The 23,812-nt window shown below is 68.4% G+C and carries 16 protein-coding genes and 1 tRNA gene; 8 read left to right on the plus strand and 9 right to left on the minus strand.

Annotated features, from left to right (window positions below; all coding sequences use genetic code 11):
* Positions 1 to 40 precede the first annotated feature (40 nt).
* From AC1D29_RS07410 to hemA, 4 genes are all read right to left on the minus strand, one after another.
* Positions 41 to 613 carry a hypothetical protein gene (locus AC1D29_RS07410; protein WP_477895702.1) on the minus strand — a complete coding sequence of 191 codons (573 nt, stop codon included), beginning with the start codon at positions 611 to 613 and terminating at the stop codon, positions 41 to 43.
* 134 nt (positions 614 to 747) lie between these two features.
* A complete protein-coding gene (prmC, locus tag AC1D29_RS07415) occupies positions 748 to 1,563 on the minus strand; it encodes a peptide chain release factor N(5)-glutamine methyltransferase (RefSeq protein WP_477895704.1) in 816 nt (271 codons plus the stop codon).
* Complete coding sequence (gene prfA, locus AC1D29_RS07420) at positions 1,560 to 2,645, minus strand: peptide chain release factor 1 (RefSeq protein WP_477895706.1); 1,086 nt, start codon at positions 2,643 to 2,645, stop codon at positions 1,560 to 1,562. Before prfA ends, prmC begins: the two co-directional genes overlap by 4 nt.
* 68 nt (positions 2,646 to 2,713) lie before the next feature.
* Positions 2,714 to 3,976 carry a glutamyl-tRNA reductase gene (hemA, locus tag AC1D29_RS07425; RefSeq protein WP_477895708.1) on the minus strand — a complete coding sequence of 421 codons (1,263 nt, stop codon included), beginning with the start codon at positions 3,974 to 3,976 and terminating at the stop codon, positions 2,714 to 2,716.
* A 54-nt stretch (positions 3,977 to 4,030) separates the two neighbouring features.
* On the opposite strand from hemA, the gene AC1D29_RS07430 reads away from it, so the two are divergent.
* A complete protein-coding gene (locus AC1D29_RS07430; protein ID WP_477895710.1) occupies positions 4,031 to 4,306 on the plus strand; it encodes a hypothetical protein in 276 nt (91 codons plus the stop codon).
* Here AC1D29_RS07430 and miaB read toward each other — a convergent pair.
* Together miaB and AC1D29_RS07440 are read right to left on the minus strand one after the other, a co-directional pair.
* The gene (gene miaB / locus AC1D29_RS07435) at positions 4,296 to 5,654 is read right to left on the minus strand and encodes a tRNA (N6-isopentenyl adenosine(37)-C2)-methylthiotransferase MiaB (RefSeq protein WP_477895712.1); all 1,359 of its coding nucleotides are present in this window, start codon (positions 5,652 to 5,654) and stop codon (positions 4,296 to 4,298) included. The two genes, AC1D29_RS07430 and miaB, sit on opposite strands and share 11 nt — an antisense overlap.
* Entirely contained in the window at positions 5,651 to 6,028 is a 378-nt protein-coding gene (locus tag AC1D29_RS07440) for a hypothetical protein (RefSeq protein ID WP_477895714.1), read from the minus strand. Before AC1D29_RS07440 ends, miaB begins: the two co-directional genes overlap by 4 nt.
* Positions 6,029 to 6,293: 265 nt before the next feature.
* Between AC1D29_RS07440 and AC1D29_RS07445 the strand changes: the two genes are divergently transcribed.
* Positions 6,294 to 7,526, plus strand: a complete 1,233-nt coding sequence (locus AC1D29_RS07445; protein ID WP_477895716.1) for a vanadium-dependent haloperoxidase — start codon at positions 6,294 to 6,296, stop codon at positions 7,524 to 7,526.
* 63 nt (positions 7,527 to 7,589) lie between these two features.
* Here AC1D29_RS07445 and AC1D29_RS07450 read toward each other — a convergent pair.
* Together AC1D29_RS07450 and AC1D29_RS07455 are read right to left on the minus strand one after the other, a co-directional pair.
* Positions 7,590 to 7,666, minus strand: a tRNA-Met gene (locus AC1D29_RS07450).
* 54 nt (positions 7,667 to 7,720) lie between these two features.
* Positions 7,721 to 9,382 carry a rhamnogalacturonan acetylesterase gene (locus AC1D29_RS07455; protein ID WP_477895718.1) on the minus strand — a complete coding sequence of 554 codons (1,662 nt, stop codon included), beginning with the start codon at positions 9,380 to 9,382 and terminating at the stop codon, positions 7,721 to 7,723.
* 133 nt (positions 9,383 to 9,515) lie between these two features.
* On the opposite strand from AC1D29_RS07455, the gene AC1D29_RS07460 reads away from it, so the two are divergent.
* The 5 genes from AC1D29_RS07460 to AC1D29_RS07480 all read left to right on the plus strand — a co-directional run bounded on the left by AC1D29_RS07460 (position 9,516) and on the right by AC1D29_RS07480 (position 19,763).
* On the plus strand, positions 9,516 to 10,868 hold the full coding sequence (locus AC1D29_RS07460; protein WP_477895720.1) for a hypothetical protein: 1,353 nt from the start codon (positions 9,516 to 9,518) through the stop codon (positions 10,866 to 10,868).
* A 369-nt stretch (positions 10,869 to 11,237) separates the two neighbouring features.
* Positions 11,238 to 14,396 carry a TonB-dependent receptor gene (locus tag AC1D29_RS07465; protein ID WP_477895722.1) on the plus strand — a complete coding sequence of 1,053 codons (3,159 nt, stop codon included), beginning with the start codon at positions 11,238 to 11,240 and terminating at the stop codon, positions 14,394 to 14,396.
* Between the two features lie 92 nt (positions 14,397 to 14,488).
* Positions 14,489 to 16,345, plus strand: a complete 1,857-nt coding sequence (locus tag AC1D29_RS07470; protein ID WP_477895724.1) for a rhamnogalacturonan lyase — start codon at positions 14,489 to 14,491, stop codon at positions 16,343 to 16,345.
* Positions 16,342 to 17,331 carry a hypothetical protein gene (locus AC1D29_RS07475; protein WP_477895726.1) on the plus strand — a complete coding sequence of 330 codons (990 nt, stop codon included), beginning with the start codon at positions 16,342 to 16,344 and terminating at the stop codon, positions 17,329 to 17,331. The genes AC1D29_RS07470 and AC1D29_RS07475 overlap by 4 nt, the downstream gene beginning before the upstream one ends.
* 5 nt (positions 17,332 to 17,336) lie before the next feature.
* Positions 17,337 to 19,763 (plus strand): glycosyl hydrolase 115 family protein, encoded by a 2,427-nt coding sequence (locus tag AC1D29_RS07480; RefSeq protein WP_477895728.1) that lies wholly within the window; start codon positions 17,337 to 17,339, stop codon positions 19,761 to 19,763.
* Between the two features lie 10 nt (positions 19,764 to 19,773).
* On the opposite strand, the gene AC1D29_RS07485 is transcribed toward AC1D29_RS07480, so the two are convergent.
* The gene (locus AC1D29_RS07485) at positions 19,774 to 21,417 is read right to left on the minus strand and encodes a GH35 family beta-galactosidase (protein ID WP_477895730.1); all 1,644 of its coding nucleotides are present in this window, start codon (positions 21,415 to 21,417) and stop codon (positions 19,774 to 19,776) included.
* Positions 21,418 to 21,864: 447 nt separating this feature from the next.
* On the opposite strand from AC1D29_RS07485, the gene AC1D29_RS07490 reads away from it, so the two are divergent.
* Positions 21,865 to 23,805, plus strand: coding sequence for a rhamnogalacturonan lyase (locus AC1D29_RS07490; RefSeq protein ID WP_477895732.1), 1,941 nt, complete (start codon positions 21,865 to 21,867; stop codon positions 23,803 to 23,805).
* Positions 23,806 to 23,812 lie beyond the last annotated feature (7 nt).

The following is a 23,812-nucleotide window of genomic DNA, read 5'->3' on the forward strand; positions in this document are numbered from 1 at the left end:
AGGCAAAAGCGCAATTATCCGGGACTGCCCCGGTCGGGCGTCAGTAGCTGTACGCCAGACCCAACTGCAGCAAGGGCTTGAAGCGCAGGTCGCGCATCGCCTCCTCGAAGCCTTGGGCGCTGCTGCGGCCCAGGCGCAGGTTGCCGACGCTGCCCGACATCAGGCCCAGATCGGCGCTGAACGCAAACCCGCTGCGCTGCACGCGCCCGGTGTAGCCGATGCCGACATAGGACAGGTTGGCGCTGGGTTCCAGCGAGTAGGCGTCCAGCCCGTTCATCGACAGGCTGCGGCGGCCGGCCGCCACGGGGCCGTTGCCCAGCGCCAGACCGCCGCTGGCCTGGGACACCGACAGGGGGCCCAGCAGCACACCGCCGGTGGCGCGCAGGCCGCCGCGCAGGCTGGAGAAGCCGGAACTGGTGAGGTAGTAGTCGCCCAGCAGGTTGGCGCTCAGCACGCGCGAGCCGCCCAGGTGGGGCTGGGTGTCGTTGCCGCCGTCCACGCTGCTGAGCTGCACCCGCGTCTGCCAGCGCGGTGTGGCGTCGCCGTCGGCCAGGGCCGGCAGGGTCAACAGGGCAGAGAGGCTCAGGACTGCAGCGCGGGCGAAGCGGGACATGATCGGCTCCTGCGCGGTGCAACAGGGGGCACCGGGATTCGATACTACGCCGGCAATTCGTTCGCGTGAATGACGAACTGAGGGCAAAACATCACGCAAACCCGGGGGAGGTTCGCCAGCCGGCAACTCCGGCTTCACGCCGGCCAGCGGCCGCCACTGGCGCGCGCCCGGTCGGCGAGGTCGCGGCGCAGCTGCACCTCGGCAAACCCGCGTGCCGTCAGCTGTTGCGCTACCGCATCGGCCTGGTCCCAGCCGTGCTCCAGCAGCAGCCAGCCGCCAGCTGCGAGGTGTTGCGGCGCCGCATCGATCAGTGTTTGCAGGTCTGCCAGGCCATCGCCGCCGGGCGTCAGCGCCGTGATCGGCTCGTGGCGCAGCTCGGGCAGGTGGGGGTCGTCACCGGCGATGTAGGGCGGGTTGCTGACGACCAGGTCGAAGCGCTGGCCGACCAGCGGGTCGAACCAGCTACCTTGGCGCCAGTCCACCGTCAGGCCCAGGCGTTCGCCATTGCCACGGGCCACGGCCAACGCGTCGGCGCTGACGTCGACGGCCGTGACCCGGGCGCGTGGGCAGGCGGCCTTGACGGCCAGTGCGATGGCGCCGCTGCCGGTGCCGAGGTCGACGATGCTCGGTTCGCCCGGCAGCTCGGCGAGCAGCGCCAGCGCCCAGTCGACCAGCGTTTCGGTGTCGGGCCGCGGAATCAGCGTGGCCGGCGTGACCTGCAGCATCAGGCCGTGGAAGGGCTGCCAGCCGGTCAGGTGGGCCAGTGGCTCGCCCGCGGCCAGCCGGCGCAGCGCGGCCTCGGCGCCCGGCGCAGGGGCATCGCCATGGGTGATGAACCAGGCGCGGTCCTGCCCGGTCAGGTGGCTGAGCAGCGTCTGTGCGTCGCCGCGCTCGACGCCGAGCTGGCGGGCCAGCGCCAGCGCCCCGTCTACTGTCAGGCTGGCGGTCATGTCCGGCCTTCCTCCAGCTGCGCCAGCTGCTCGGCCGCCTGCGCGGCCAGCAGGCCCTGGATGACGTCGGCCAGGTCGCCGTCCATGATCTGCGCGAGCTTGTACAGCGTCAGGTTGATGCGGTGGTCGGTGAGGCGCCCCTGCGGGAAGTTGTAGGTGCGGATGCGGTCGCTGCGGTCGCCGCTGCCGATCAGGCCCTTGCGCGTGGCCGCCTCCTTGGCCTCGCGCTCGATGCGCTCCTTGTCGCGCAGCCGCGCCTGCAGCACGGCCAGCGCCTTGGCCTTGTTGCGGTGCTGGCTGCGGTCGTCCTGGCATTCGGCGACCAGCCCGGTCGGGATGTGCGTGACGCGGATGGCCGAGTCGGTCTTGTTGACGTGCTGGCCGCCGGCGCCGCTGGCACGGAAGGTGTCGATGCGCAGGTCGGCCGGGTTCAGCGTGATCTCCTCGGCCTCGTCGGGCTCGGGCATCACGGCAACCGTGCAGGCGCTGGTGTGGATGCGGCCCTGGCTCTCGGTTGCCGGCACGCGCTGCACGCGGTGCCCCCCGCTCTCGAACTTCAGCCGGCCGTAGGCGTTGTCACCCTCGACGCGCACGACCAGCTCCTTGTAGCCGCCCAGGTCGGACTGGTTCTCGGACAGGATCTCGCAGCGCCAGCCCTGGCCTTCGGCAAAGCGCAGGTACATGCGCGCCAGGTCGCCCGCGAACAGTGCGGATTCATCGCCACCGGTGCCGGCGCGGATTTCCAGGAAGGCGTTGCGCTCGTCGTCGGGATCCTTGGGGATGAGCGCCAGCTGCAGTTCGGCGTCCAGCGCCGCCAGCGCCGCCTCGTTGGCGGCGATTTCCTCGCGCGCCATCTCGGCCATCTCAGGGTCAGCCAGCATGTCGCGCGCCGCGGCCAGGTCGGCCTCATGCGCTTGATAGCGGCGGTAGCGCTCGACCAGGCCTGACACCTCGGACTGCTCCTTGGTCAGCGCGCGGTAGCGCTTCATGTCCGACGCGGCGCTGCCGTCGGCAAGGATGGTGTCCAGCTCGGCGAGGCGAAAGCCTAGGCGGTCGAACTGCTGGCGCAGGGAGTCTTTCATGGGCGGCAAACGGGAATGGCAGGCAGAGGGCGGCGCAGGGCGCGCCGGGCGGCGGCTGGCGAGCGCCGCTAAGACTGCTTGCCGCGCAGGAACAGGCGCGACACGGTCTGCGCCAGCTGCAGGCGCTGTTCGCCGTCGCTGCCGTGCAGTTCGGCCAGCGTGCCGTGCAGCAGCTTCTGCGTCAGGCCCTTGGACAGCGCGTCCAGCACCTCGTCCACGTCCGCGCCCTTGGCCAGCAGCTTGCGGGCGCGGGCGATTTCCACTGCGCGCCAGTCATCGGTCTGTGCATGCAGGGCCTGGATCAGCGGCACCGTGTGGCGCTGGTCCAGCCAGTGCATGAAGCTCTGCACGCCGGTCTCGACGATGGCCTCGGCCTGCTCGACGGCGGCCTGGCGCTTTTCGCCGGCGGTCTGCACCTGCGCGGCCAGCTCGTCGACGGTGTAGAGGTAGACGTCGTCCAGCTGCGCGACCTCGGGCTCGATGTCGCGCGGCACGGCCAGGTCGACCATGAACATCGGCCGGTGCTTGCGTTTCTTCAAAGCGCGCTCGACGGCGCCCAGGCCGATCAGCGGCAGGCTGGAGGCGGTGCAGGAGACGACGATGTCGAACTCGTGCAGCCGGTCGGGCAGGTCCGACAGGCGCACCGCTTCGGCGCCGAAGCGAGTCGCGAGCTTTTCGCCGCGCTCCAGCGTGCGGTTGGCGACGGCCATGTGGCGCGGCGTCTTGGCGGCGAAGTGGGTCGCCGTCAGCTCGATCATTTCGCCGGCGCCGACGAACAGCACGCGGGTCCTGGCCAGGTCCTCGAACAGCTGGCCGGCCAGGCGCACCGCGGCGGCGGCCATGCTGATGGAGTGGGCGCCGATCTCGGTGGAGCTGCGCACCTCCTTGGCGACCGAGAAGCTGCGCTGGAACAGCTGGTGCAGCGTCGTGCCCAGCGCGCCGGCGGCCTCGGCTTCCTTCACGGCCTGCTTCATCTGGCCGAGGATCTGCGGCTCGCCCAGCACCATGGAATCCAGCCCGCTGGCGACACGGAAGGCGTGGCGGGCGGCGGCGCTGCCCTGCATCACATAGGCGTGCTCGCGCAGCTCGCCCGCCGCCACGCCGCCGGTCTGCGCGAGCCATGCGATGGCCGGCTGCACCTGGGCGGGCGGCGCGGCCACGTAGACCTCGGTGCGGTTGCAGGTCGACAGGATGGCCGCCTCGGGCGTGCCGGGCAGCTTCTGGCGCAGGCCCACGAGGGAGGGTGCGATCTGCTCGAGCGTGAACGCGAACCGCCCGCGCAGGTCCAGCGGGGCGGTGTTGTGGTTCAGGCCAAGTGCAAAGACCGACATGGGTTGAATTGTAGGATTCGCCGCTTTTCAGCGACTGACAACGGTCAAGCCCGAATGAGCCCACTCGACGCCTTTTGGCACATCGCCAACCTGTTTGCACCCGCCTGGGGGCTGGCGGCGCTGTTGGCGGTGGCGATCAAGGGCCTGTGGCGGCGGGAGGCGAAGTCTCTGGGCTGGCGGCGTCTGTGGGCCTGGGGGGCGGCGGGCGGCAGCATCGCCGTCATCGCCGCGCTGGCCGTGCTGGGCCGTGACGGCAAGATGGCCGGCTACGCGTTGCTGGTGCTCGGCGTGGCCTTGCCGCAGTGGTGGCTGCTCAGCATCAAGCGCTGAGCACGTCCTCGGTCGTGACGACCTCGCCGCGCAGCGAATGCGCGAAGGCGGTCGTGATGCGCACATCCACCAGCTGGTTCATCAGCCGCGGCGAGCCGGGGAAGTTGACGATGCGGTTGCACTCGGTGCGGCCCATCAGCTCCGTGGCGTCCTTGCGTGACGTGCCGGTGACCAGCACCTTCTCGACCTTGTCGACCATGGCCTGCGAGATCGTCAGCGCGTGGGCCTCGATGGCCGCCTGCAACTCCTGCAGGCGACGGACCTTGACCTCGTAGGGCGTCGTGTCCTCCAGCGCCGCCGCGGGCGTTCCGGGGCGGGGGCTGAAGATGAAGCTGAACGACGCGTCGAAGCCGACGTCGTGCACCAGCTTCATCAGCTTGGCGTGGTCTTCGTCCGTCTCGCCGGGGAAGCCGACGATGAAGTCGCTGGCCAGGCGCAGGTCCGGGCGGATGGCGCGCAGCTTGCGCACGATGCTCTTGAACTCCAGCGCCGTGTAGCCGCGCTTCATCGCCATCAGGATGCGGTCGCTGCCGTGCTGCACGGGCAGGTGCAGGTGGTTTACCAGCTGCGGGATCTTGCCGTAGGCCTCGATGAGGCGGGGGCTGAATTCGTTGGGATGGCTGGTGGTGAAGCGCAGGCGGCGGATGCCGGGGATCTCGGCCGCGTATTCCAGCAGCAGGGCCAGGTCGGCGAATTCGCTGGTGTCGCCCATCTTGCCGCGGTAGGCATTGACGTTCTGGCCCAGCAGGTTGATTTCCATGACGCCCTGGTCGGCCAGGCCGGCGATCTCGGTCAGCACGTCGTCGAAGGGGCGCGAGACCTCTTCGCCGCGGGTGTAGGGCACCACGCAGTAGCTGCAGTACTTGGAGCAGCCTTCCATGATCGACACGAACGCCGAGGCGCCCTCGACCTTGGCCGGCGGCAGGTGGTCGAACTTCTCGATCTCGGGGAAGGAGATGTCCACCTGCGGGCGGCGCTGCGCGCGGCGGGCGTCCAGCATGGCGGGCAGGCGGTGCAGCGTCTGCGGGCCGAAGACGACGTCCACGTAGGGAGCGCGCTCGATGATGGCGGCGCCTTCCTGGCTGGCGACGCAGCCGCCGACGCCGATCATGACGCCCTTGGCCTTCAGGTGCTTCACGCGGCCGAGGTCGCTGAACACCTTCTCCTGTGCCTTCTCGCGTACCGAGCAGGTGTTGAAGAGGATGAGATCGGCTTGCTCGACGTCGGTGGTCGGCACGTAGCCCTGGGCGGCGCCCAGCACATCGGCCATCTTGTCCGAGTCGTACTCGTTCATCTGGCAGCCGAAGGTCTTGATGAAGACCTTCTTCGTCGGGGTCTCGCCGCTCATGGCTTGCTCCAGGTCTGGTTGCCCGGGTTGAACTGCCAGGTCGCGGCCTCGGTCGGCGTGCGCGGCCAGGTCTTGTTGGCGAGCTCGGCGGCGTTCAGCACCCACACGTCCATGATCAGGCCGCTGTTCTCGACCGTGTAGTGCACCGTGAGCTTCTGGCCGGTGATGGCACCCGGCTGCACCAGCAGGTTGTTGTCGCCTTTGATGCGGCTGCCAGGTGCCAGCCGAGCGGCCTGGCCGTTCAGCAGCACGTCGGGGTGCTGCGTGACGACCATCTCGCCGCGCAAGGTGGTGGGCGTGAAGAAGCGGTGCGTCTGCGCCTGGGCGGTCAGACAGCTGACGGCCAGCGCCAGCGGGAGCACACAGCGATACATGGTATTTGTCCAGTGGCTGCGGAAAGCCGCCGTCCCGATGGAACGGCTGCGGAAATGAAGACGGCGCGAGGCTCGCTCGCGCCGCTTGGGGAGCCGTGGCGCGGCAGCGCCAGCGGTAGCCGCAAGTTTACCTTGGCCGGTCTTGCCGAGGGGGTGCGCAATCCTGAGCGCGCATGCCCCCCAACCGCGCGGTGCTGCGGGCCCTGCCGCCGTCTATGTTTGTCTGCTGCGGCAACCGCCGAGGGCTTTGGAAGAGGAAACGAACATGACCGCCTGGCGTGCAATCCCAACCCTGCTGGCCGCGCTCGCTCTGAGTGCCGGCTCCATGCCGACTCGGGCCGACGTGATCACCGACTGGAATCAGACCGCCTGCGACGCGGTGGCCAAGGTGGGCCCGGGCGCGCCGGGGCATCGCTTGCTCGCCGTCGTGCAGGTGGCCGTCTTCGAGGCCGTGAACAGCATCGAGCCGCGCTACGCACCCTGGTTGCCGCGCATGACGGCGCCGCCCGGCGCCTCGGTCGAGGCCGCCGTCGCGGCCGCCAACCGCGCGACGCTGCTGGCCTTGGTGCCGGCCGAGAAGGCGACGATCGAGGCGGCCTACCAGGCTGCGCTGAAGGCGCTGCCCGATGGTGTGGCCAAGGTGGACGGCATCGCCGTCGGCGAGAAGGCGGCGGCCCAGGCGCTGGCGCGCGCGGCGACCGATGGCGCCGGCGCCGCCGACAACTACCAATGGCAGACGACGCCCGGCCGCTACGTGCCCACGGTCGTGCCGGCCGCCGCGACCTGGCCGCAGCGCAAGCCCTGGGTGATGGAGCGCGCCGACCAGTTCCGCCCCGGCCCGCCGCCCGATCTCGCCAGCGCGCTCTGGGTGCGCGACCTGCAGGAGGTGCGCACGCTGGGTGCCAAGAACAGCACCGCGCGGACGGCGGCCCAGACCGACATCGCGCGCTTCTGGGAGGAGACGCGGCCCATGGTCTATTACCCGGTGCTCAAGGCCGTCAGCCAGATGCCTGGCCGCACGGTGGTGCAGAACGCGCGCCTGTATGCCGCCGCGGGCATGGCGATAGACGATGCCCTGGTGGCCGTCTTCGACGCCAAGTACGCCTACAACTTCTGGCGCCCGATCACGGCCATCCGCATGGAGCATCAGGCCGGTGGCAGCAAGACGATGGCGGACCCGGGCTGGACGCCCTTCATTCCCACGCCCATGCACCCCGAATATCCCTGCGCCCATTGCGTCGTGTCGGGCGCGCTTGGTACCGTGCTGCGCGAGGAGATGCGCGGCAAGCCCATGCCTCGGCTCGGCTCGACCAGCCCCGCGATGCCTGGCGCCGTGCGCGAGTGGGACAGCGTCGACGCCTTGATGGAAGAGGTGCGCATGGCGCGCATCTACGACGGCGTGCACTACAGGAACTCGACCGAGGTCGGCAACCAGATCGGCGTGGCCGTCGGTGCGCTGGTGCAGCAGCGGTTTGCCGCGCCCCTTGCCGCCAAATGAAGGCTTGAGTAGGCAGCAAAAGAAAACGGGCTGCCTCGTGAGAGACAGCCCGTTGGCTTTGTTTGGTGGCGCTTCAGGGACTCGAACCCCGGACCTGTGGATTATGATTCCATCGCTCTAACCAACTGAGCTAAAGCGCCTGAGCCCGTTATTTTAAACGAAGTTTTTTGAGGCTGGCAAGACCCGGCGGCGGATCAAGGCGCCGCGTCGCGCAGATAGGCCTGCAGAGGCTTGGCCGGCAGGCGCTTCAGGCCCTCGACCAGCTGGGTGGCGTTGAAGACGGCACCGGCATCGTTCGTGTGGGTGCGCGCATCGGAGAAGAAGCTGTCGACGCGCTCGGCGCCAATGCTCCGGTAGCCGTCGGTGACCAGCAAGGTCAGGTCGATGAACTGCGCGCCGTTGGCGCGCGCGACCTGTTCGCCCCAGGCGGCGTAGTTCTCGAAGTCGCGCGGCTGCCCCACCTGCCAGCGGTCCTTGTGCGGGATGGGCGACAGCACGACGACGTTGGCACCCTTGGCCTTGGCGTCGTTGATGTAGCGCGCCAGGTACCAGCCGAAGCTCTGCACCGTCTCCTTCGTGCCGTCGGGCTTGGTGTCTTCCACCGCCTCGGGGCCGACGCCGGGCACCGAGCCGCGGTTCTTGCCGGCGGGGTCGCCGATGCGGGCGCCGTCGTTGTGGCCGAACTGGATCAGCAGCCAGTCGCCGGCTTTCAGCTGCTCCAGCACGGAAGCCCAGCGGCCTTCGGTGAAGAAGGTGCGGCTGCTGCGGCCGCCGATGGCGTTGTTGACGACGTTGATGCGCTGCGTGTCGAAAAAGGGTGCCAGCCGCTCGCCCCAGCCGAACGCGCCGTTCTGGCCGCCGCTGCGCACGGTGGAGTCGCCGATCAGCACCAGGCTGGGCAGCCTGGCGTCGCGCGGCGCCTCGACCTTGACCTTGCGGGCGTCGACGACGGGCCGGTCGTCGCTGCCGTCCGGTGCGAAGCGGCGCGTGTAGACGGCGTCGGGCAGCACCTTGTTCTGGATCAGGCCGGCGACGACCAGCTGCGCGTTCAGCATGGCGCCGGCCAGGTTGGTGTGAACGGTTTCGGGCTCTGGCGGGAACAGCTTGTCCACCTCGGCCTTGCCCAGCGCCTCATAGCGCAGCGCGCCCCATTCGTTGAGGTCGATGAAGGCCACGCCCTCCTGCTTCGCGACCTCGGCGGCCCAGGCCGCGAAGTTGCCGCCTGCTCGCATCACCTTCACGCCGTCGGCCTCCCAGCGCTTGCGGATCACCGGCGACGCGATGACCGGCGTGGCCCCGGCCGCGCGGATCTCGGCGATGTAGCCGCGCAGGTAGGCGCCGTAGGTGTAGACGGTCTCCGGCTTGCCGGTCAGCAGGTTGTTGATGTCTTCCTTCTCGGGCCCGGTGCCGCGCAGCACGCCGCGGGCGCGGCTGTTGTCGTTGACGGGGCTGGCGTCGTTGTGGCCGAACTGCATGACGACCCAGTCGCCCTTCCTGATGAACGGCCTGGTGCGGTCCCAGTGGCCGCTGGTGCGGTAGGTGCGGCTGGAAAGGCCACCGACGGCGCGGTTGACGACGTTGATCTTGCTCAGGTCGAAGAAGCCGGCGACGGGGTTGCCCCAGCCCCACTGGCCTTCGGCGCCCTTGCCCTGGCCGTCGTCGCGGCCGTTGCGCACGGTGGAGTCGCCGATGAAGATCAGCGACGGCAGCTCGGGCCGGGCCGGCTCGGGCAACTGCACCTGGGCGCGTGCAGGGTCGGTGCTGGCGGAGAACTCCTGCGCGTGGGCCTGCGCCACGGGCAGGGACATCAGCAGGGCCGCGACGAGGCGGCGGGTCAGGGAGAGCGGGGCGATCATGGCGCGCATGCTAGGAGCAGGCCGGTGCGCGCGACCGCGGCGATGGCGCAAGTTCTTGAGCGATTGAGATCCAGCAACATCGCGCAACAGAGCCGGTCCTAGAGTCGCGGCCACATTGACCCGGGCCTTCATCATGTCGCTTCGCAAGACCTCCCTGTTGTTGACCCTGCTGCTGGCCCTCGCACCGGCCTGGGCCCAGATCGGCCAGCGCTTCCCGTCGGAGCGTCGCGTCGTGCCCGACCCGGTCACCGGCACGCCGCTGACCTTCCTGACGACGCAGCCGCGCGGCGACGCCAAGATCTACCCCAGCCACCCGCAGTGGACGGCCGACGGCCAGTGGCTGGTGTTCCGTTCGGCGCGCGTCAAGGGCGAGGCCATCGCCGTCAACGAGGCCACGGGTGACCTGGTGCAGGTCACCGAAGGCGGCTACGAGGGCATGCTCAACCTCGCGCAGTCCGGCGGCAACAAGCTGTACTTCCTGCGCAAGGACCCCGGCGGCGCGGCCAAGGTCATGCAGGCCGTCGAGGTGGACCTGGACCGCGTGTTCGCCGACAGCAAGGCCGGCGCCATGAAGCCGGCGAGCGCCTACCAGCGCGTCTTCGCCACGCTGCCGGCGGAACTTGAGGCCTTCGGCGACAACGCGCTGGACGCCGATGGCCAGTGGTTCTACTTCCGCATCCAGGGCAAGGCCTACGCCGGCGCCAGGCTGCCGGCCGGCACCAAGGTCGAGCCGCCCTTCGGCCCGCGCGGCATGGGCGCCGGCCCGCATGCCATCGGCAAGATCAACGTGAAGACGGGCGAGATCAAGCACGTCGTTTCCGTGCCCTTCCAGATCGGCCACATCCAGAGCAACAGCTGGAACCCGGGCGAGCTGGTGTTCAGCTGGGAGACGGGCGGCAAGTCGCCGCAGCGGACCTGGACCGTCAAGGGCGACGGCACCGGGTTGCGCCCGCTCTACCCCGAGGCGCCCTACGAGTGGGTCACGCACGAGGCCTTCATCGGCAAGGACGAGGTGGCGCTGGCCATCATGGGCCACCGCCCGGTTCCTGGCGTCGTCGATCCCAATCGCCCCGCGGGCACGGCTGTCGAGGGCGCCAATCCCGGCCAGGAAGACGGTTGGGGCAACACCGGCACGCGCGAGAAGCCCACGGGCCTGGCCATCGTCAACCTGCGCTCGCGCGAGATGAACCTGGTGGGCCAGACCCCGTCGGGCAGCGGCCTGTGGCATGTGCACGGCTCGCCGGACGGGCGCTTCGCGACGGGCGACGACTTCGGCCGCAGCCTCTACCTGATCGACCGCCGGACGCGCGAGATGATCGTGCTGACCACCGGCCACAAGACGACCGCGCGCGACCATATCCACCCGACCTTCAGCCCGGACGGCAAGAAGATCCAGATCCAGTCCGCCATGCTGGCGGCCGACGGACGAGAGATGAATATCTGCATCGTGCCGGTGCCGCAGGGCTGGCTGGAGCGCCGGCCTTGAGATTGTTTGCCGCGGTTTGTGGGTATTGCACAGGGTGCTGGCGATTCAGAATATGAATATTCGAAAACTGCAGCAAGAAACCCACTGCGGCGCGCCGATATATTCGCTCACGTGATAGTCAAACGCTGCTTGAATCGGCGCACCGATGTGCGGCAGCGCACAGTTGGTGCTCCTTGCAGCGCCTGAGTAATCACCGATTTGAGCGAAACCCGCAGGCTCCAAGGGTTTACGCGAGCCGAAGCAATCACCGTGATGATTCTTTGCCGCGCGGTGAACACGGCGTGAATTCCGACCTCTAGACTTGTCTCCGGGGCAATAAGAAAAAGCCGCTCAAGCGCTTACCTCGTCGATATTCTGGAGACAGACAAAATGCTGAAAAAGATTCACGGCCGCACGCCGGTTTCGCGTTGGACTCCGCTGGCGCTGGCCGTCACGGCCGCATTTGCAAGCCAGGCCCACGCCCAGCAAGCCGCTGCCCCGGAGGCAGCCGCATCCGCACCGGCCGCTGAGGCCGCCGCCAAGCCGGCCGACAAGGGCAACCAGCTCGAAACCGTGGTCGTGACCGGCATCCGCCGCTCCATCCAGAGCGCCATCGACCGCAAGCGCAACGCGTCCACCGTCTCGGACAGCATCGTCGCGGAAGACATCGACCAGTTCCCGGACAAGAACGTTGGCGAGGCGCTGTCGCGCATCACCGGCGTGCAGCTGTCGCGCCAGTTCGGCGAAGGCTCGCAGGTCTCCATCCGCGGCGTCGAGCCCGACCTGAATCGCGTCCAGATCAATGGCATGTCCGTGCTGGGCACCAACGGCGGTGCCGGTCGCGGCGCCGAACTGCGCGAGCTGGCGTCGGAGCTGATCGCCTCCATCGACGTCATCAAGGGCTCGACGGCCGACCTGACCGAAGGCGGCATCGGCGGCACCGTGGACGTCAAGACGCGCAAGCCGCTGGATTTCACCAAGCCCACCATCGCCGGATCGTTGTCGGCCGAGCAGGGCAGCCTGCGCGGCGGCACGCAGCCGCGTGCCACGTTGCTGCTGGCCGACAAGTTCCTGGACGGCAAGCTGGGCCTGATGGCCAACCTGGTCTACGACAAGATCTACACGCGCGGCGACTTCTCGCGCAACACGTCCTGGGCCTTCCTGCGCGACTGGGACTTCTCGGCCGACAAGACCCTCACCAGCCTGAACGCCAACGCCGCGGCCGTGACGACCAAGGCCGGCTGCAGCAGCCTGGCCACCGCCGACCAGGCACCCTGCCTGAGCCAGTGGTTCGACTACTCGCCGCGCATCTCTCGCTACGGCATCTGGACCCGCGACCACAAGCGCAGCTCCGCCGAAGTGACGGCGCAGTACCAGTTCACCAAGGAACTGGACGCCTACGTGAGCTACCAGGCCAACACCCAGGCGCAGCGGCTCAACGACATGAACTACGGCACCGACTTCTCGGCGGTGACGCGGCTGAATTCGCCGGGCAACGCACCCGTCTACTCGGCCACCGGCGTTCCATCGGGCGGCACCTGCGTGGCCGCACCGGCCGCCGCCACGCCGGCCGGCATGGTGGTCGATAACCACCATGTCACGCAGTTCACCGTGGGCAACTGCCTGAACGTGGCCGGCCAGGGTGGCCAGGGCGCGTTCAGCACGTCGGCGCGCGACTTCGCGCTGGACATCAAGTCCAAGTACACGACCGCCGGCTTCAAGTTCAAGAATGACAAGTGGCGCGTCGAAGGCCTGCTGGGCGACTCCAAGTCGGACTACAAGAGCGAGAGCAACAACATCGTTCTGACGCAGAACGCGCCTGGCCTGGTGGTGAAGCTTGACGACAGCCGCCTGCCGCAGTTCACGTTCCCGGCGGCCTACAGCCCCGACAACGCGTCGTCCTATGTGCAGGCCCAGCAGCAGTACCGCCCCTCGGCCACGAAGAACACGGAGCGCCAGGGCAAGCTGGACTTCCAGTACGCCTTCGACCACAGCTTCTTCCAGAGCCTGTGGTTCGGCGGCCAGGTTCGCGAGTCCAGCTCGCGCCAGTACAACGGTGGCGGCTACCTGGTGCAGAACAACGGCCTGCTGAGCAACACCAACGAAGCGGTGGACATCAACGTCCGCACGGCCAACGTCAACCAGACCCTCATCTGGGACCCGCTGTACACCGGCACGGCGCAACGCCCCAACGACACGCAGACCTACATCAACAGCGGCTTCAAGACCTCGTACGTGAACGGCGCGCGCATGCAGGAGGTCGTCAACGCGATCCGCACGAAGTCGCCCGGCACCTTCATGGGCGGCTATGGCGACGTCTCCGGCGTGCCCGCCAACTGGACGGCACCGAGCTATGCGGCGACGGTGGCGTCGGGCATCTTCGACACCAGCGACTTCTCCCACAAATACCTTTACGAGTCGCCCGGCAGCGACGGCAAGACCTATCCGCAGATCCCCGCCTTCGACATCGTCGAGAAGGTCAAGGCGGGCTATGTGCGGCTGGACTGGGGCACCGAGATTTTCGGTCTGCCGCTGGATGGCAATGTCGGCGTGCGCTACACCCGCACGGACGTGACGTCGACCGGCCTGCAGACGGACCGCACCTGCGACCCGGCCGCCGTGTCGACCTGCTCGGTCCTCGTGAACAGCAACAAGGTGGTGTCGCTCAGCAACAGCTACAGCGACGTGCTGCCCAGCCTGAACGCCACGCTGCAGCTGATCAACGGCAAGCTGTTGGTGCGCGGTGGTGTGGCCAAGGTGATGGCCCGTCCGGCGATCGACCTGCTGGCGCCCAACGTCACCTGCACGACCGGCAGCGGCTCCCCTGCGCGCCCTGGTGGTGACGGCACCGACGACTGCACGGCCGGCAACCCCGAACTCAAGCCCTACCGCGCCACCAAGTATGACCTGAGCCTGGAGTACTACCCCAGCCGCGACACGCAGGTCAGCCTGGCCACCTTCCGCACCGACATCAACACCTATGTCCGCAAGGGCGTCGTGAACCGCAGTGTCGACTTCTACGGCGACGGCCGCCTGTTCGACGTGACCCAGGCCGTCAACGGCGAAGGTGCCAAGACGCAGGGCATCGAGCTGGCGGGCCGCACGGCGCTGTCCTTCCTGCCCGGCTGGCTGGGCAACTTCGGCGTGGACGCCAACTACACCCGCATGACGTTCAGCTATGCCAAGGGCAACGAGCTGATCAGCCCGCTGGACAACTCGGTCCTGCCCTACCCGGGCCTGTCGAAGAACTCCTACAACCTGGGCCTGTGGTACGACGACGGCAACTTCAACGCCCGCCTGGCCTACGCCTACCGCGACAAGTACTACAGCGGCACCAACGACGTGTCTGGCAACCCGAACTTCAGCGACAAGACCGGCTACCTGGACGCCAAGATCCAGTGGAAGGCCACGAAGAACTTCACGCTGGCCTTCGAAGCCAAGAACCTGACCGACCAGGCCGAGCTGACTTACGCGGGCGATCTGTCGCGCCCCAACGAACTGGCGTGGTCGGGCCGTCGCTACTACATCACCCTGGGCTACAAGCTCTGATCTCCGGGCCTGGCCGGCATGGCCAATCCTGTTGCGCCTGAACTTCAGGTGCCCGGCCTCGAATGAGGCCGCTTTTTTTTTAACGTGGCGCGATGACTTCATTGACCTCACTCACTCGCCTCTGGCGTGGTCTCGCCTGCGGGCTGTTGCTCGCCGGTGCGGCCACCGTCCAGGCCGACTCGCGCCAGGTCGAGAAGCTGGACCGCGGCGTCGTCGCGCTGTCGACTTCGTCCGGCGTGTTCGTCAGCTGGCGGCTGCTGGGCACCGAGCCGGCGGGCGTGCGCTTCAACGTCTACCGTGACGGAAAGCGGCTCACCGGCCAGCCGCAGTCGCTGACCAACCTGCTCGACGCGCAGGGCCACGCCGACAGCCGCTACACGGTGCGCGCCGTCGTCGACGGCCACGAACTGCCCGCCGAGCCCGCCGTCTCGCCGTGGGCCCAGCCCTATCTGCGCGTGCCGCTGCAAAAGCCCGAGGGCGGCGTGTCGCCCGACGGCGTGGCCTACCGGTACGAGGCCAACGACGGCGCGGCGGCCGATGTGGACGGCGACGGGCAGTACGAGCTGATCGTGAAGTGGCAGCCCACCAACGCCCACGACAACTCGCACAAGGGCTACACGGGCCACACGCTGGTCGACGCCTACCGGCTGGACGGCACGCGGCTGTGGCGCATCGACCTCGGCGCCAACATTCGTGCCGGTGCCCACTACACCAGCTTCCTGGCCTACGACTTCGACGGCGACGGCAAGGCCGAGGTGATGATGAAGACGGCCGATGGCACGGTCGATGGCGCTGGCAAAGTCATCGGCGACGCCAAGGCCGACCACCGCAACGAGGCCGGCTACGTGCTGGCCGGCGCCGAGTTCCTGACCGTCTTCAACGGCCTGACCGGCGCGGCCATGGCGACGACGAACTACGTGCCGGCACGCGGCGACGTGAGCGCCTGGGGTGATGGCTACGGCAACCGCGTGGACCGCTTCCTGGCCGGCGTGGCCTACCTGGACGGCAAGCGGCCCAGCGCCGTGTTCTCGCGCGGCTACTACACCCGCGCGGTGCTGGCCGCGTGGGACTGGCGCGACGGCAAGCTGAGCCAGCGCTGGGTATTCGACACCGAGGCCGACGCGGCCAGCAAACCGGTCGCGGGGCAGGGCGCGCACTGGTTCTCGGTGGCCGACGTCAACGGCGACGGGCTGGACGACATCATCTACGGTGCCGCCACCATCTCCGGCACCGGCAAGCTGCTCTACAGCACCGGCCTGTGCCACGGCGACGCGCTGCACGTCAGCGCCTTCGACCCGGCGCGCGACGGCCAGCAGATCTTCATGGTGCACGAGAGCCCGCGCTGCTACGGCGAGCATGGCCTGGAGATGCATGACGCGGCCACCGGCAAGGTCTTGTGGAGCATGTCCGGCAGGAACACCGACGTGGGCCGCGGCGTCTGCTTCGACATCGACCCGGCTCACGCCGGCGCCGAATGCTGGGGCTCCGTCGGCGGCCTGATGAGCGCGGGCGGCAAGCTCATCAGCGAGAACCACCCCAGCCGCTACAACTTCGCGATCTGGTGGGACGGCGACCTGCTGCGCGAGTCGCTCGACCATGTCGCCATCGACAAGTGGAACCCTGCCACCTTCAAGTTCGAGAACCGGCTGAACGGCAAGGCCTTCGGTGCCGCGTCCAACAACGGCACCAAGGGCAATCCGGTGCTGTCGGCCGACCTGTTCGGCGACTGGCGTGAGGAAGTTGTCTGGCGCAATGACGACAGCACCGCGCTGCTGGTCTTCTCGACGGCCATCCCCACCGAGCACCGACTCGTCACGCTGATGCACGACCCGCAGTACCGCGTGCAGGTGGCCGCGCAGAACGCCGGCTACAACCAGCCGCCGCACACCAGCTTCCATCTCGGCCACGGCATGAAGGCGCCGCGCTACCTGCCGATCACGACGCCATGAAGCTCGCCGCCTTGCTGCTGCTCGCCGCGCTGGCCGGCTGCGCCACGCCCGAACCCGCACCGCGGCCGCTGTACCGCGACCCCGTGCTGGATGGCGCGGCCGATGTGTCCCTGGTCTTCAACCGCGGGCTGCAGCGTTGGGAGATGTTCTATACCAACCGCCGAGCGACGCTGCGGCTGGACGACCCCAAGGACGTGAGCTGGGTGCACGCCACGCCCATCGCCATCGCGACGACGGACGACGGCAACCACTGGCGTGCGGCGGGGGAAGCCAGCTTCCCGGCCGAGTGCACCGGCGTCACGCTGTGGGCGCCCGAGATCCAGGACTTCGACGGCACCTACCACCTGTGGCTGACCATCGTGCCCGGCGTTCACAAGAGCTGGACCGGCGAGCGCCGCATCGAGCACCTCACCAGCACCGACCTGCGCCACTGGCAATGCGCCGGCCGCGTGGACCTCGGCTCGCCCAAGGTCATCGATGCGGCCGTCATCCGCGCGCCCCAGGGCGGATGGCGCATGTGGTTCAAGGACGAGCAGGGCGGCAGCAAGCTCAAGGTGGCCGACAGTGCCGACCTGAAGAACTGGACCGTGCGCGGCCCCGTCAGCCCGCTGCCCGGCGAAGGCCCCACGGTCTTCCCCTTCGCCGGCAAATGTTGGCTGGTGGCCGACCTGTGGAAGGGCCTGCTCGTCATGCGCTCCCACGACGCCCAGAACTGGGAAGAGCAACCCACGCGGCTGCTGGCCGACATCGGCTTGCACCCCACCGACCGCGCCAAGGGCCAGCACCCGGGCGTCACCGTCGTCGACGGCCGCGCCTACCTCTTCTACTTCACGCACCAGAGCGGCGAACCCCAGGCGAAGACGGATGACCGCTGGCACCAGCGCACGGTCATCCAGGTCGCCGAAATCAAGCTGCAGGACGGCTGGCTGACGGTAGACCGCAACGCCCCGCCGCCCGACCTGCGTCCCGCATTCAAGGCACGATGACCGCCATGCGCCAGCTGCTGACCATCCTGCTGCTGGCGCTGGCCGGCAGCGCCCACGCGGGCCTGGAGGTGTCCACGCGTGCCACGCCCACCAGCCTGCCGCTGGACGGTGCCGTCATCGTCGGCAGCCCGAGTGCAGGTCCGCTGGAGGCCTTCGTCACGCAAGACCTGGCCGACGATCTCAAGCGACTGGGCCTGCGCACGGGCAACAAGCGCCCGGTGCAGATCTGGGTCGGCACCGCCGGCCGCCACGCGCAGATCGACGCGCTGGCCGCTGCCGGCCGGCTGGACCTCGGCAAGCTCAAGGACTGCTGGGAGTGCTTCCAGATCATGCAGGTGCGCGACCCTGCGCCCGGCGTGAAGCAGGCCCTCGTCATCGCCGGCGCCGATCGCCGCGGCACGGCCTACGGCGTCTACACGCTGAGCCAGGCGCTGGGCGTGTCGCCCTGGGTCTGGTGGGCGGACTTGGCGCCACGCCAGCGCGGGCCGCTGCACATCAGCGTCACCGAGCCGCTGCAAGACGGCCCGGCCGTGAAGTACCGGGGCCTGTTCATCAACGACGAGGACTGGGGCCTGCAACCCTGGGCCGCCAAGACCTTCGAGCCCGAGGCCGGCACCATCGGTTCCAGGACCTACGAGCAGGTCTTCCGCCTGCTGCTGCGGCTGAAGGCCAACACGCTGTGGCCGGCCATGCACCAGGTCTCCGGTGCGTTCAATGCCAACCCGCGCAACGCCGAACTGGCGCAGCGCTACGGCATCGTCATGGGCTCGTCGCACGCCGAGCCCATGCTGCGCAACAACGTCGCCGAATGGACCGCGCCGCACGAGCAATACAACTTCGCGACGCATCCGCAAGCCGTGCGCGACTACTGGGCCGAGCGGCTGAAGGCCAACGGCCGCTTCGACAACCTCTACACGCTGGGCATGCGCGGCATCCACGACTCCGGCATGCAGGGCGGCGGCACGGTGGCCGAGAAGCAGGCGCTGCTGAACGGCCTGATCGCCGATCAGCGCGAACTGATCCGCCAGCACGTGGGCGACCCGGCGCAGGTGCCGCAGGTCTTCGTGCCCTACAAGGAAGTGCTGCCGCTGCTGCCCGGCCTGGCGTTGCCGGACGACGTGACGCTGGTCTGGGTCGACGACAACTTCGGCTACCTCCGCCAGTTCCCCGATGCCGCACAGGCGAAGCGTTCGGGCGGTTCGGGCGTCTATTACCACCTGAGCTATCTCGGCGCGCCGCTGTCCTATCTGTGGCTGAGCACGACGCCACCGGCCCTGGTGGCCGAGGAGATGGGCCGCGCGTTCGACGCCGGCGTGCAGCGGCTGTGGATGGTCAACGCGGGCGACATCAAGCCGCACGAGGTCAACCTGAGCCACTGGTTCGACCTGGCCTGGAACCCGGCCGCCGTGCGGGCGCAAGGGCAGGCCGGCTATCTGCGAGAGCTGGCGCAGCGGCTGTTCGGCGCGGCGGAGATCGCGGACATCTGGGACGGCTACTACCGCGTCAACTTCGAGCGTCGGCCCGAGCATCTGCAGTACCACCTGCCCGGCGAACGCATGAAGCGCAGCGGCCTGACACCGGCTGCCGTCAGCGAGCGCCAGACGCGCTTCGCCCAGCTGCTGGCGAAGCTGGACGCCGTGCGCCCGCGCATCGCCGCTGCGCAGCGCGATGGCTTCTTCCAGCTGGTCGAGTACCCGATGCGCGCGTCGGCGCTGGCCAACGAGCGCTTCTTCGCGCTGGAGCGCTATGCCGCCACGCTGGAGCGCGACCCGGTGGGTGCGCGTGCCTTCGCCGCGCAAGCCGTGCGCGCCGACCAGCGCCTCAAGGCCTTGACCGCCCGCTACAACGCTGGCCGCTGGGCAGGCATCCTGGCCGAGGAGCCGGCCGATGGGCTGTGGACCAGCTACCGCCAGCTCGCGCCGCTGCTGCCGGCACCCGGTCTGGGCGGCAGCGTGCCCGACGCGCTGAAGGACCTGGCCCGTGCCATGGCCGACCTCGGCCCGCTGCCTTTGGTCGAGCCCGTCGCGCCTGCGCTGCGCGTGACGGTCGACGCCACCTGGCGCCGCGTGCCCGGCCTGGGTCGACACGATGGCGTGCTGGCCGCCCGCCAGCCTGGCGCCACGCTGGACATCACCGTGCCCGGCACCGCGCCTGGCCCCAGCTGCCTGCGCGTGCACGTGCTGCCCAGCTACACCGCCACGCCGGGCGAGGCCTGGGCCGCCGACGTGCTGGTGGATGGCCAGACGCTGCCGCTGCGCTGGCCGCGCGGCCAGCAGGACGCCGCCTGGGCCCAGGGCGTGCTGGCCAACCGCCTGTCGGCGTCGGTCACGGTGCCCGAGCGCAGCGGCAACCTGGCGTTGCAACTGCGCGCACAGCAGCGCGACCTGATGTTCGACGGCGCCGAACTGCTGCCCGGCGCCTGCCGCCCATAGGCAAGCCGGCCTACTTGTAGCGGTAGACCTTGATCTTCTGGATGCCGAACTTCTCCGGCGGCAGGCGCAGGTAGCGGCCCTGGCCGTTCTCGTCACCGTTCAGCCAGCGGCCGGGCACCCACTCGCTGTCGACGAACTCGCCCTCGCGGATCTGCTCGATGCCGATGCGGTAGCCGGAGTTGGCGGCGGCGTCCGCGAACCTGACGATGACGCCCCGGCCCGCGGCCAGGAACTCATCCTTGCCGGTCTGGATGATCAGGCCGCCGTGCGCCTTGATGTCCTGCGTGTTCTTGGGCGTGCGCGAGTCGACCATCGTGACCGTCAGCGCAAAGCCGCCCAGTTCGATCTTGCGCGGCGTCTCGTCCAGCACGCCCTCGGCACTCAGTGGCGCCTTGAAGCCACGCATCGTGCCTTTGCCCTGGTGGGCCAGCACGGTGGGCGCGATCTGGCGCAGCACGCGGTAGGCATCCGTCAGCGGGTCGGTGGCGAAATTGGGCAGGGTCTCGATATGAAAGGGCGAGAAGCCGATGCCGTCCAGTTCGCCCAGCGTGTAGAAGGCATTGCCGCCGGCGTCGGACTGGCCGGCGCGGTTGGCCTCGGGCACGAACACCGGGTTGTCGGGGCGTTTGAACTTGTCGGCCCACTCCGTGTAGTTGGGGTAGTAGATGTCCATGCCGATCAGGTCGATGTCCGGGCCGCCGGCCTTCCAGATGTCGAACAAATGTGGCAGCGGCCCGGCGCTCGGATACTGGCCCGGCTTCTGGTCGGGCCGGTTGAGCGCGACGTTGATGTACATCGGCAGGTTGTAGGCGGCCTTGCCTGCCTTGGTCAGCTCGTTGGTGAAGGCAGCAAATCCCCAGGCCTGGAAGATCTCCTGACCCTCGACGCTGTCGCCGAACACCTCTGTCCACGTGCCCGCCGCCTTGTTGCCCTTGGCGGTCCAGGCGTCGCGCACATAGGGATGCAGCGTGGCCTTGTTCTGCAGCAGGTAGTCGGTCAGCACCTTGGGGACCTGGCCCTGGAAAGCGGCCTGTGCCTGGGGGCTGTAGTCGCGCACGACCGGCAGCATGCCGATCTCGTTCTCCACCTGCACCATGACGATGGTGTGGTTCTTGTCGACCTTCCTGATGTGCGCCATCAGTGCGCCGAAAGCGCGCTGGTCGGCTTTCAAGGTGTCCGGGTCGTAGGGGCTCAGGATGTCCTGCGGCACGCCCTTGTTGTCCTGTGCCTTGGCGTATTTCTGCCACTCGTGCTTGATATAGGGCGGCGCGTAGGAAGACGTTGAGTTCTTCCATGCGGCCAGCCAGAGCACGACCAGTTTCACGTTGTTGGCTTCAGCCTGCTTGATCAGGCCTTCCACCGAGGCGAAATCGAAAACCCCTTCCCTGGGTTCGATCTGGTCCCACTCCAAAGTGGCAATGACGGTATTGAGGCCAATGCCTTTCAACGTGGGCCAATACGTGCCCAGGTATTTCAGGTCCGACGACGTCGAATTGCCAAGCTCGCCGCCAAGAATGAGCATCGGCTTGCCGTGGACGATCAGCTGCGTGGCCGTGCCCTGCTTTCTCAGATGCGGCATGTCCTGGGCGGCGGCGCCAAAGGCGGTTGCCATGGCCAGTGCCGTCAATATCGTGTTCAAGCGCTTGCGTGTCATGAGTCGTCGTCCCGACTGCGATTGGAGAGAGGCCGCATGCTAGGCCTGCCCCCTGCGTGGCGGTGCTCAACAAGCTGCGCGTTGCAACACCGCCGGGAACTCGCGCGTGAAACGGCCCGAGGGCTCTGCGAATGACAGCGTTTGCGAGGGCGCAGCGAGCGGCAAGCGACATATATCGAGTTTCCGACGGCACGCAGCGATTCAGGAATACCTGCCGGTTTCTTCAATCTCGACACATGCAGCAATGAAACTTGACCGGCGACCTGTCAACGGAGTTTGCGCGCGCCTGAAGCAATCATGGCCATGAGTCTTGTGCTCGCGTTCACGCGGCCAAAGTTCAGACTCCTAGACTGGCGTATCCGCATCACTTGTTGCGGATTCTCAAAGGTTGATATGACCAAGACGATGACATTCCGCTTGCCTGCGGCATTGCTCTTGAGCGCGGCAATGCTGTGCTCTTTTGCCGGGCGCAGCGCGCAAGCGGCGCCGCGGTGGATGGAGGCTCTGGACCGCGGTGCGGTCGCCGTGCCGGCCATCGATGGCGGCGTGCTTGTCAGCTGGCGCCTGCTGGCCAACGATGCGCCGCAGACGGAATTCGATGTCTACCGCGATGGCGGGAAGCTCAATGCCAAGCCCTTGAGCGGCGGCACGAACTTCGTGGACAAGGCCGGTACGCCGCAGTCGACCTATGTCATCAAGACGCGCGTCAACAGCAAGGACGTCGAGGCCAGCCCGCCGGTCAAGGTGTGGGCGCAGGGCTATCTCAGCATCCCCATCCAGCAGCCCGATGGCGGCGTCACGCCCACGGGCCAGGCCTACACCTACACGGCCCACGAGGCCAGCGTGGCCGACCTGGACGGCGACGGTCGCTACGAGATCATCCTGAAGTGGGACCCGACCAACGCCAAGGACAACGCCTTCGACGGCTACACGGGCGCGGTCTACCTGGACGCCTACACGATGGACGGCAAGCGCCTGTGGCGCATCGACCTCGGCAGGAACATCCGCGCCGGCGCGCACTACACGCAGTTCCAGGTGTTCGACTACGACGGCGACGGCCGCGCCGAGCTGGCCGTGCGCACCAGCGACGGCACGGTGGACGGCACCGGCCGGGTGCTGGGTGACCCCAAGGCCGACTGGCGCGAACCCGGCGGCGAGGTGCCGTCGACCGACCGCACCGGCGGCAAGCAGCAGCCCGACGGCACGCTGGTCGCGCCGCTGCAGGGGCGCATCCTGAAGGGCCCGGAATTCCTGACCCTCTTCGACGGCCTGACCGGCAAGGCCCTGGCCAGTGAACCCTACTGGCCGGCGCGCGACCCGCGCACCGATGCACCGACGGCCGCGCAGCTCAAGGAGATCTGGGGCGACGGCTACGGCAACCGTGCTGACCGCTTCCTCGCTGGCACCGCCTATCTGGACGGCGAGCGCCCCAGCATCGTCATGGCGCGCGGCTACTACGCGCGCACAACGCTGGCCGCCTGGGACTGGCGCGACGGCAAGCTGACGAAGCGCTGGACATTCGACAGCGCCGAGCCGGGCAACGAGGCCTTCGGCGGCCAGGGCAATCACCAGCTCAGCGTGGCCGACGTGGACGGCGACGGCAAGGACGAGATCGTCTACGGCTCCATGGTTGTCGATGACAACGGCAAGGGGCTGTGGAGTTCGGGGCTGAGGCACGGCGATGCGATGGCCGTCAGCGACCTGGACCCGACCCACCCGGGCCTGGAGAAGTTCGGCGCCCATGAGGAGGTCGGGCACAACGGCGGCATCGGCGCCGCCATGCTCGATGCGCGCACGGGCAAGGTGCTTTGGAGCACGCTGGCCGACACGGACACAGGCCGCGGCGTCGCGGCGGACATCGACCCGCGCTTCCCCGGTGCCGAGGCCTGGGCCACCAACAAGGATGTGCTCTACACCGCGCAGGGCAAGCCCATCGAAGGGGTCAAGCGGCCCAAGGAGCTGAGCTTCCTGGTCTGGTGGGACGGCGACGACCTGCGCGAACTGTTCGACCGCAACAAGATCAACAAGTGGGACTGGCTGACCGGCAAGTCGCACACGCTGCTGGAGGCGACCGGCGCGCTGCAGACCAGCGGCACGAAGAACGTGCCCGTCGTGTCGGCCGACCTGTTCGGCGACTGGCGTGAGGAAGTGATCTGGCACACGCCCGACGAGAAATTCCTGCGCATCTACACGACGCCTTACCCGACTGACAGGCGGCTCATCACTCTCATGCACGACGCCCAGTACCGCGTCGCCATCGCCTGGCAGAACACGGCCTACAACCAGCCGCCCTACCCGAGCTTCTATCTGGGCGACGGCATGAAGGAACCGGCAGTCCCGCAGGTCGTGGTCCGTGGGCTCAAGCCGGCCGGTGCCGGCAAGCAGTGATCACAGG

Source organism: Roseateles sp. P1_C6 (assembly GCF_056406315.1).

What these genes read in the sequence shown, in the direction of transcription:
- AC1D29_RS07410 (WP_477895702.1), bottom strand. Translation starts at nt 613, where the DNA reads ATGTCCCGCTTCGCCCGCGCTGCAGTCCTGAGCCTCTCTGCCCTGTTG.
- prmC (WP_477895704.1), bottom strand. Translation starts at nt 1,563, where the DNA reads ATGACCGCCAGCCTGACAGTAGACGGGGCGCTGGCGCTGGCCCGCCAG.
- prfA (WP_477895706.1), bottom strand. Translation starts at nt 2,645, where the DNA reads ATGAAAGACTCCCTGCGCCAGCAGTTCGACCGCCTAGGCTTTCGCCTC.
- hemA (WP_477895708.1), bottom strand. Translation starts at nt 3,976, where the DNA reads ATGTCGGTCTTTGCACTTGGCCTGAACCACAACACCGCCCCGCTGGAC.
- AC1D29_RS07430 (WP_477895710.1), top strand. Translation starts at nt 4,031, where the DNA reads ATGAGCCCACTCGACGCCTTTTGGCACATCGCCAACCTGTTTGCACCC.
- miaB (WP_477895712.1), bottom strand. Translation starts at nt 5,654, where the DNA reads ATGAGCGGCGAGACCCCGACGAAGAAGGTCTTCATCAAGACCTTCGGC.
- AC1D29_RS07440 (WP_477895714.1), bottom strand. Translation starts at nt 6,028, where the DNA reads ATGTATCGCTGTGTGCTCCCGCTGGCGCTGGCCGTCAGCTGTCTGACC.
- AC1D29_RS07445 (WP_477895716.1), top strand. Translation starts at nt 6,294, where the DNA reads ATGACCGCCTGGCGTGCAATCCCAACCCTGCTGGCCGCGCTCGCTCTG.
- AC1D29_RS07455 (WP_477895718.1), bottom strand. Translation starts at nt 9,382, where the DNA reads ATGATCGCCCCGCTCTCCCTGACCCGCCGCCTCGTCGCGGCCCTGCTG.
- AC1D29_RS07460 (WP_477895720.1), top strand. Translation starts at nt 9,516, where the DNA reads ATGTCGCTTCGCAAGACCTCCCTGTTGTTGACCCTGCTGCTGGCCCTC.
- AC1D29_RS07465 (WP_477895722.1), top strand. Translation starts at nt 11,238, where the DNA reads ATGCTGAAAAAGATTCACGGCCGCACGCCGGTTTCGCGTTGGACTCCG.
- AC1D29_RS07470 (WP_477895724.1), top strand. Translation starts at nt 14,489, where the DNA reads ATGACTTCATTGACCTCACTCACTCGCCTCTGGCGTGGTCTCGCCTGC.
- AC1D29_RS07475 (WP_477895726.1), top strand. Translation starts at nt 16,342, where the DNA reads ATGAAGCTCGCCGCCTTGCTGCTGCTCGCCGCGCTGGCCGGCTGCGCC.
- AC1D29_RS07480 (WP_477895728.1), top strand. Translation starts at nt 17,337, where the DNA reads ATGCGCCAGCTGCTGACCATCCTGCTGCTGGCGCTGGCCGGCAGCGCC.
- AC1D29_RS07485 (WP_477895730.1), bottom strand. Translation starts at nt 21,417, where the DNA reads ATGACACGCAAGCGCTTGAACACGATATTGACGGCACTGGCCATGGCA.
- AC1D29_RS07490 (WP_477895732.1), top strand. Translation starts at nt 21,865, where the DNA reads ATGCTGTGCTCTTTTGCCGGGCGCAGCGCGCAAGCGGCGCCGCGGTGG.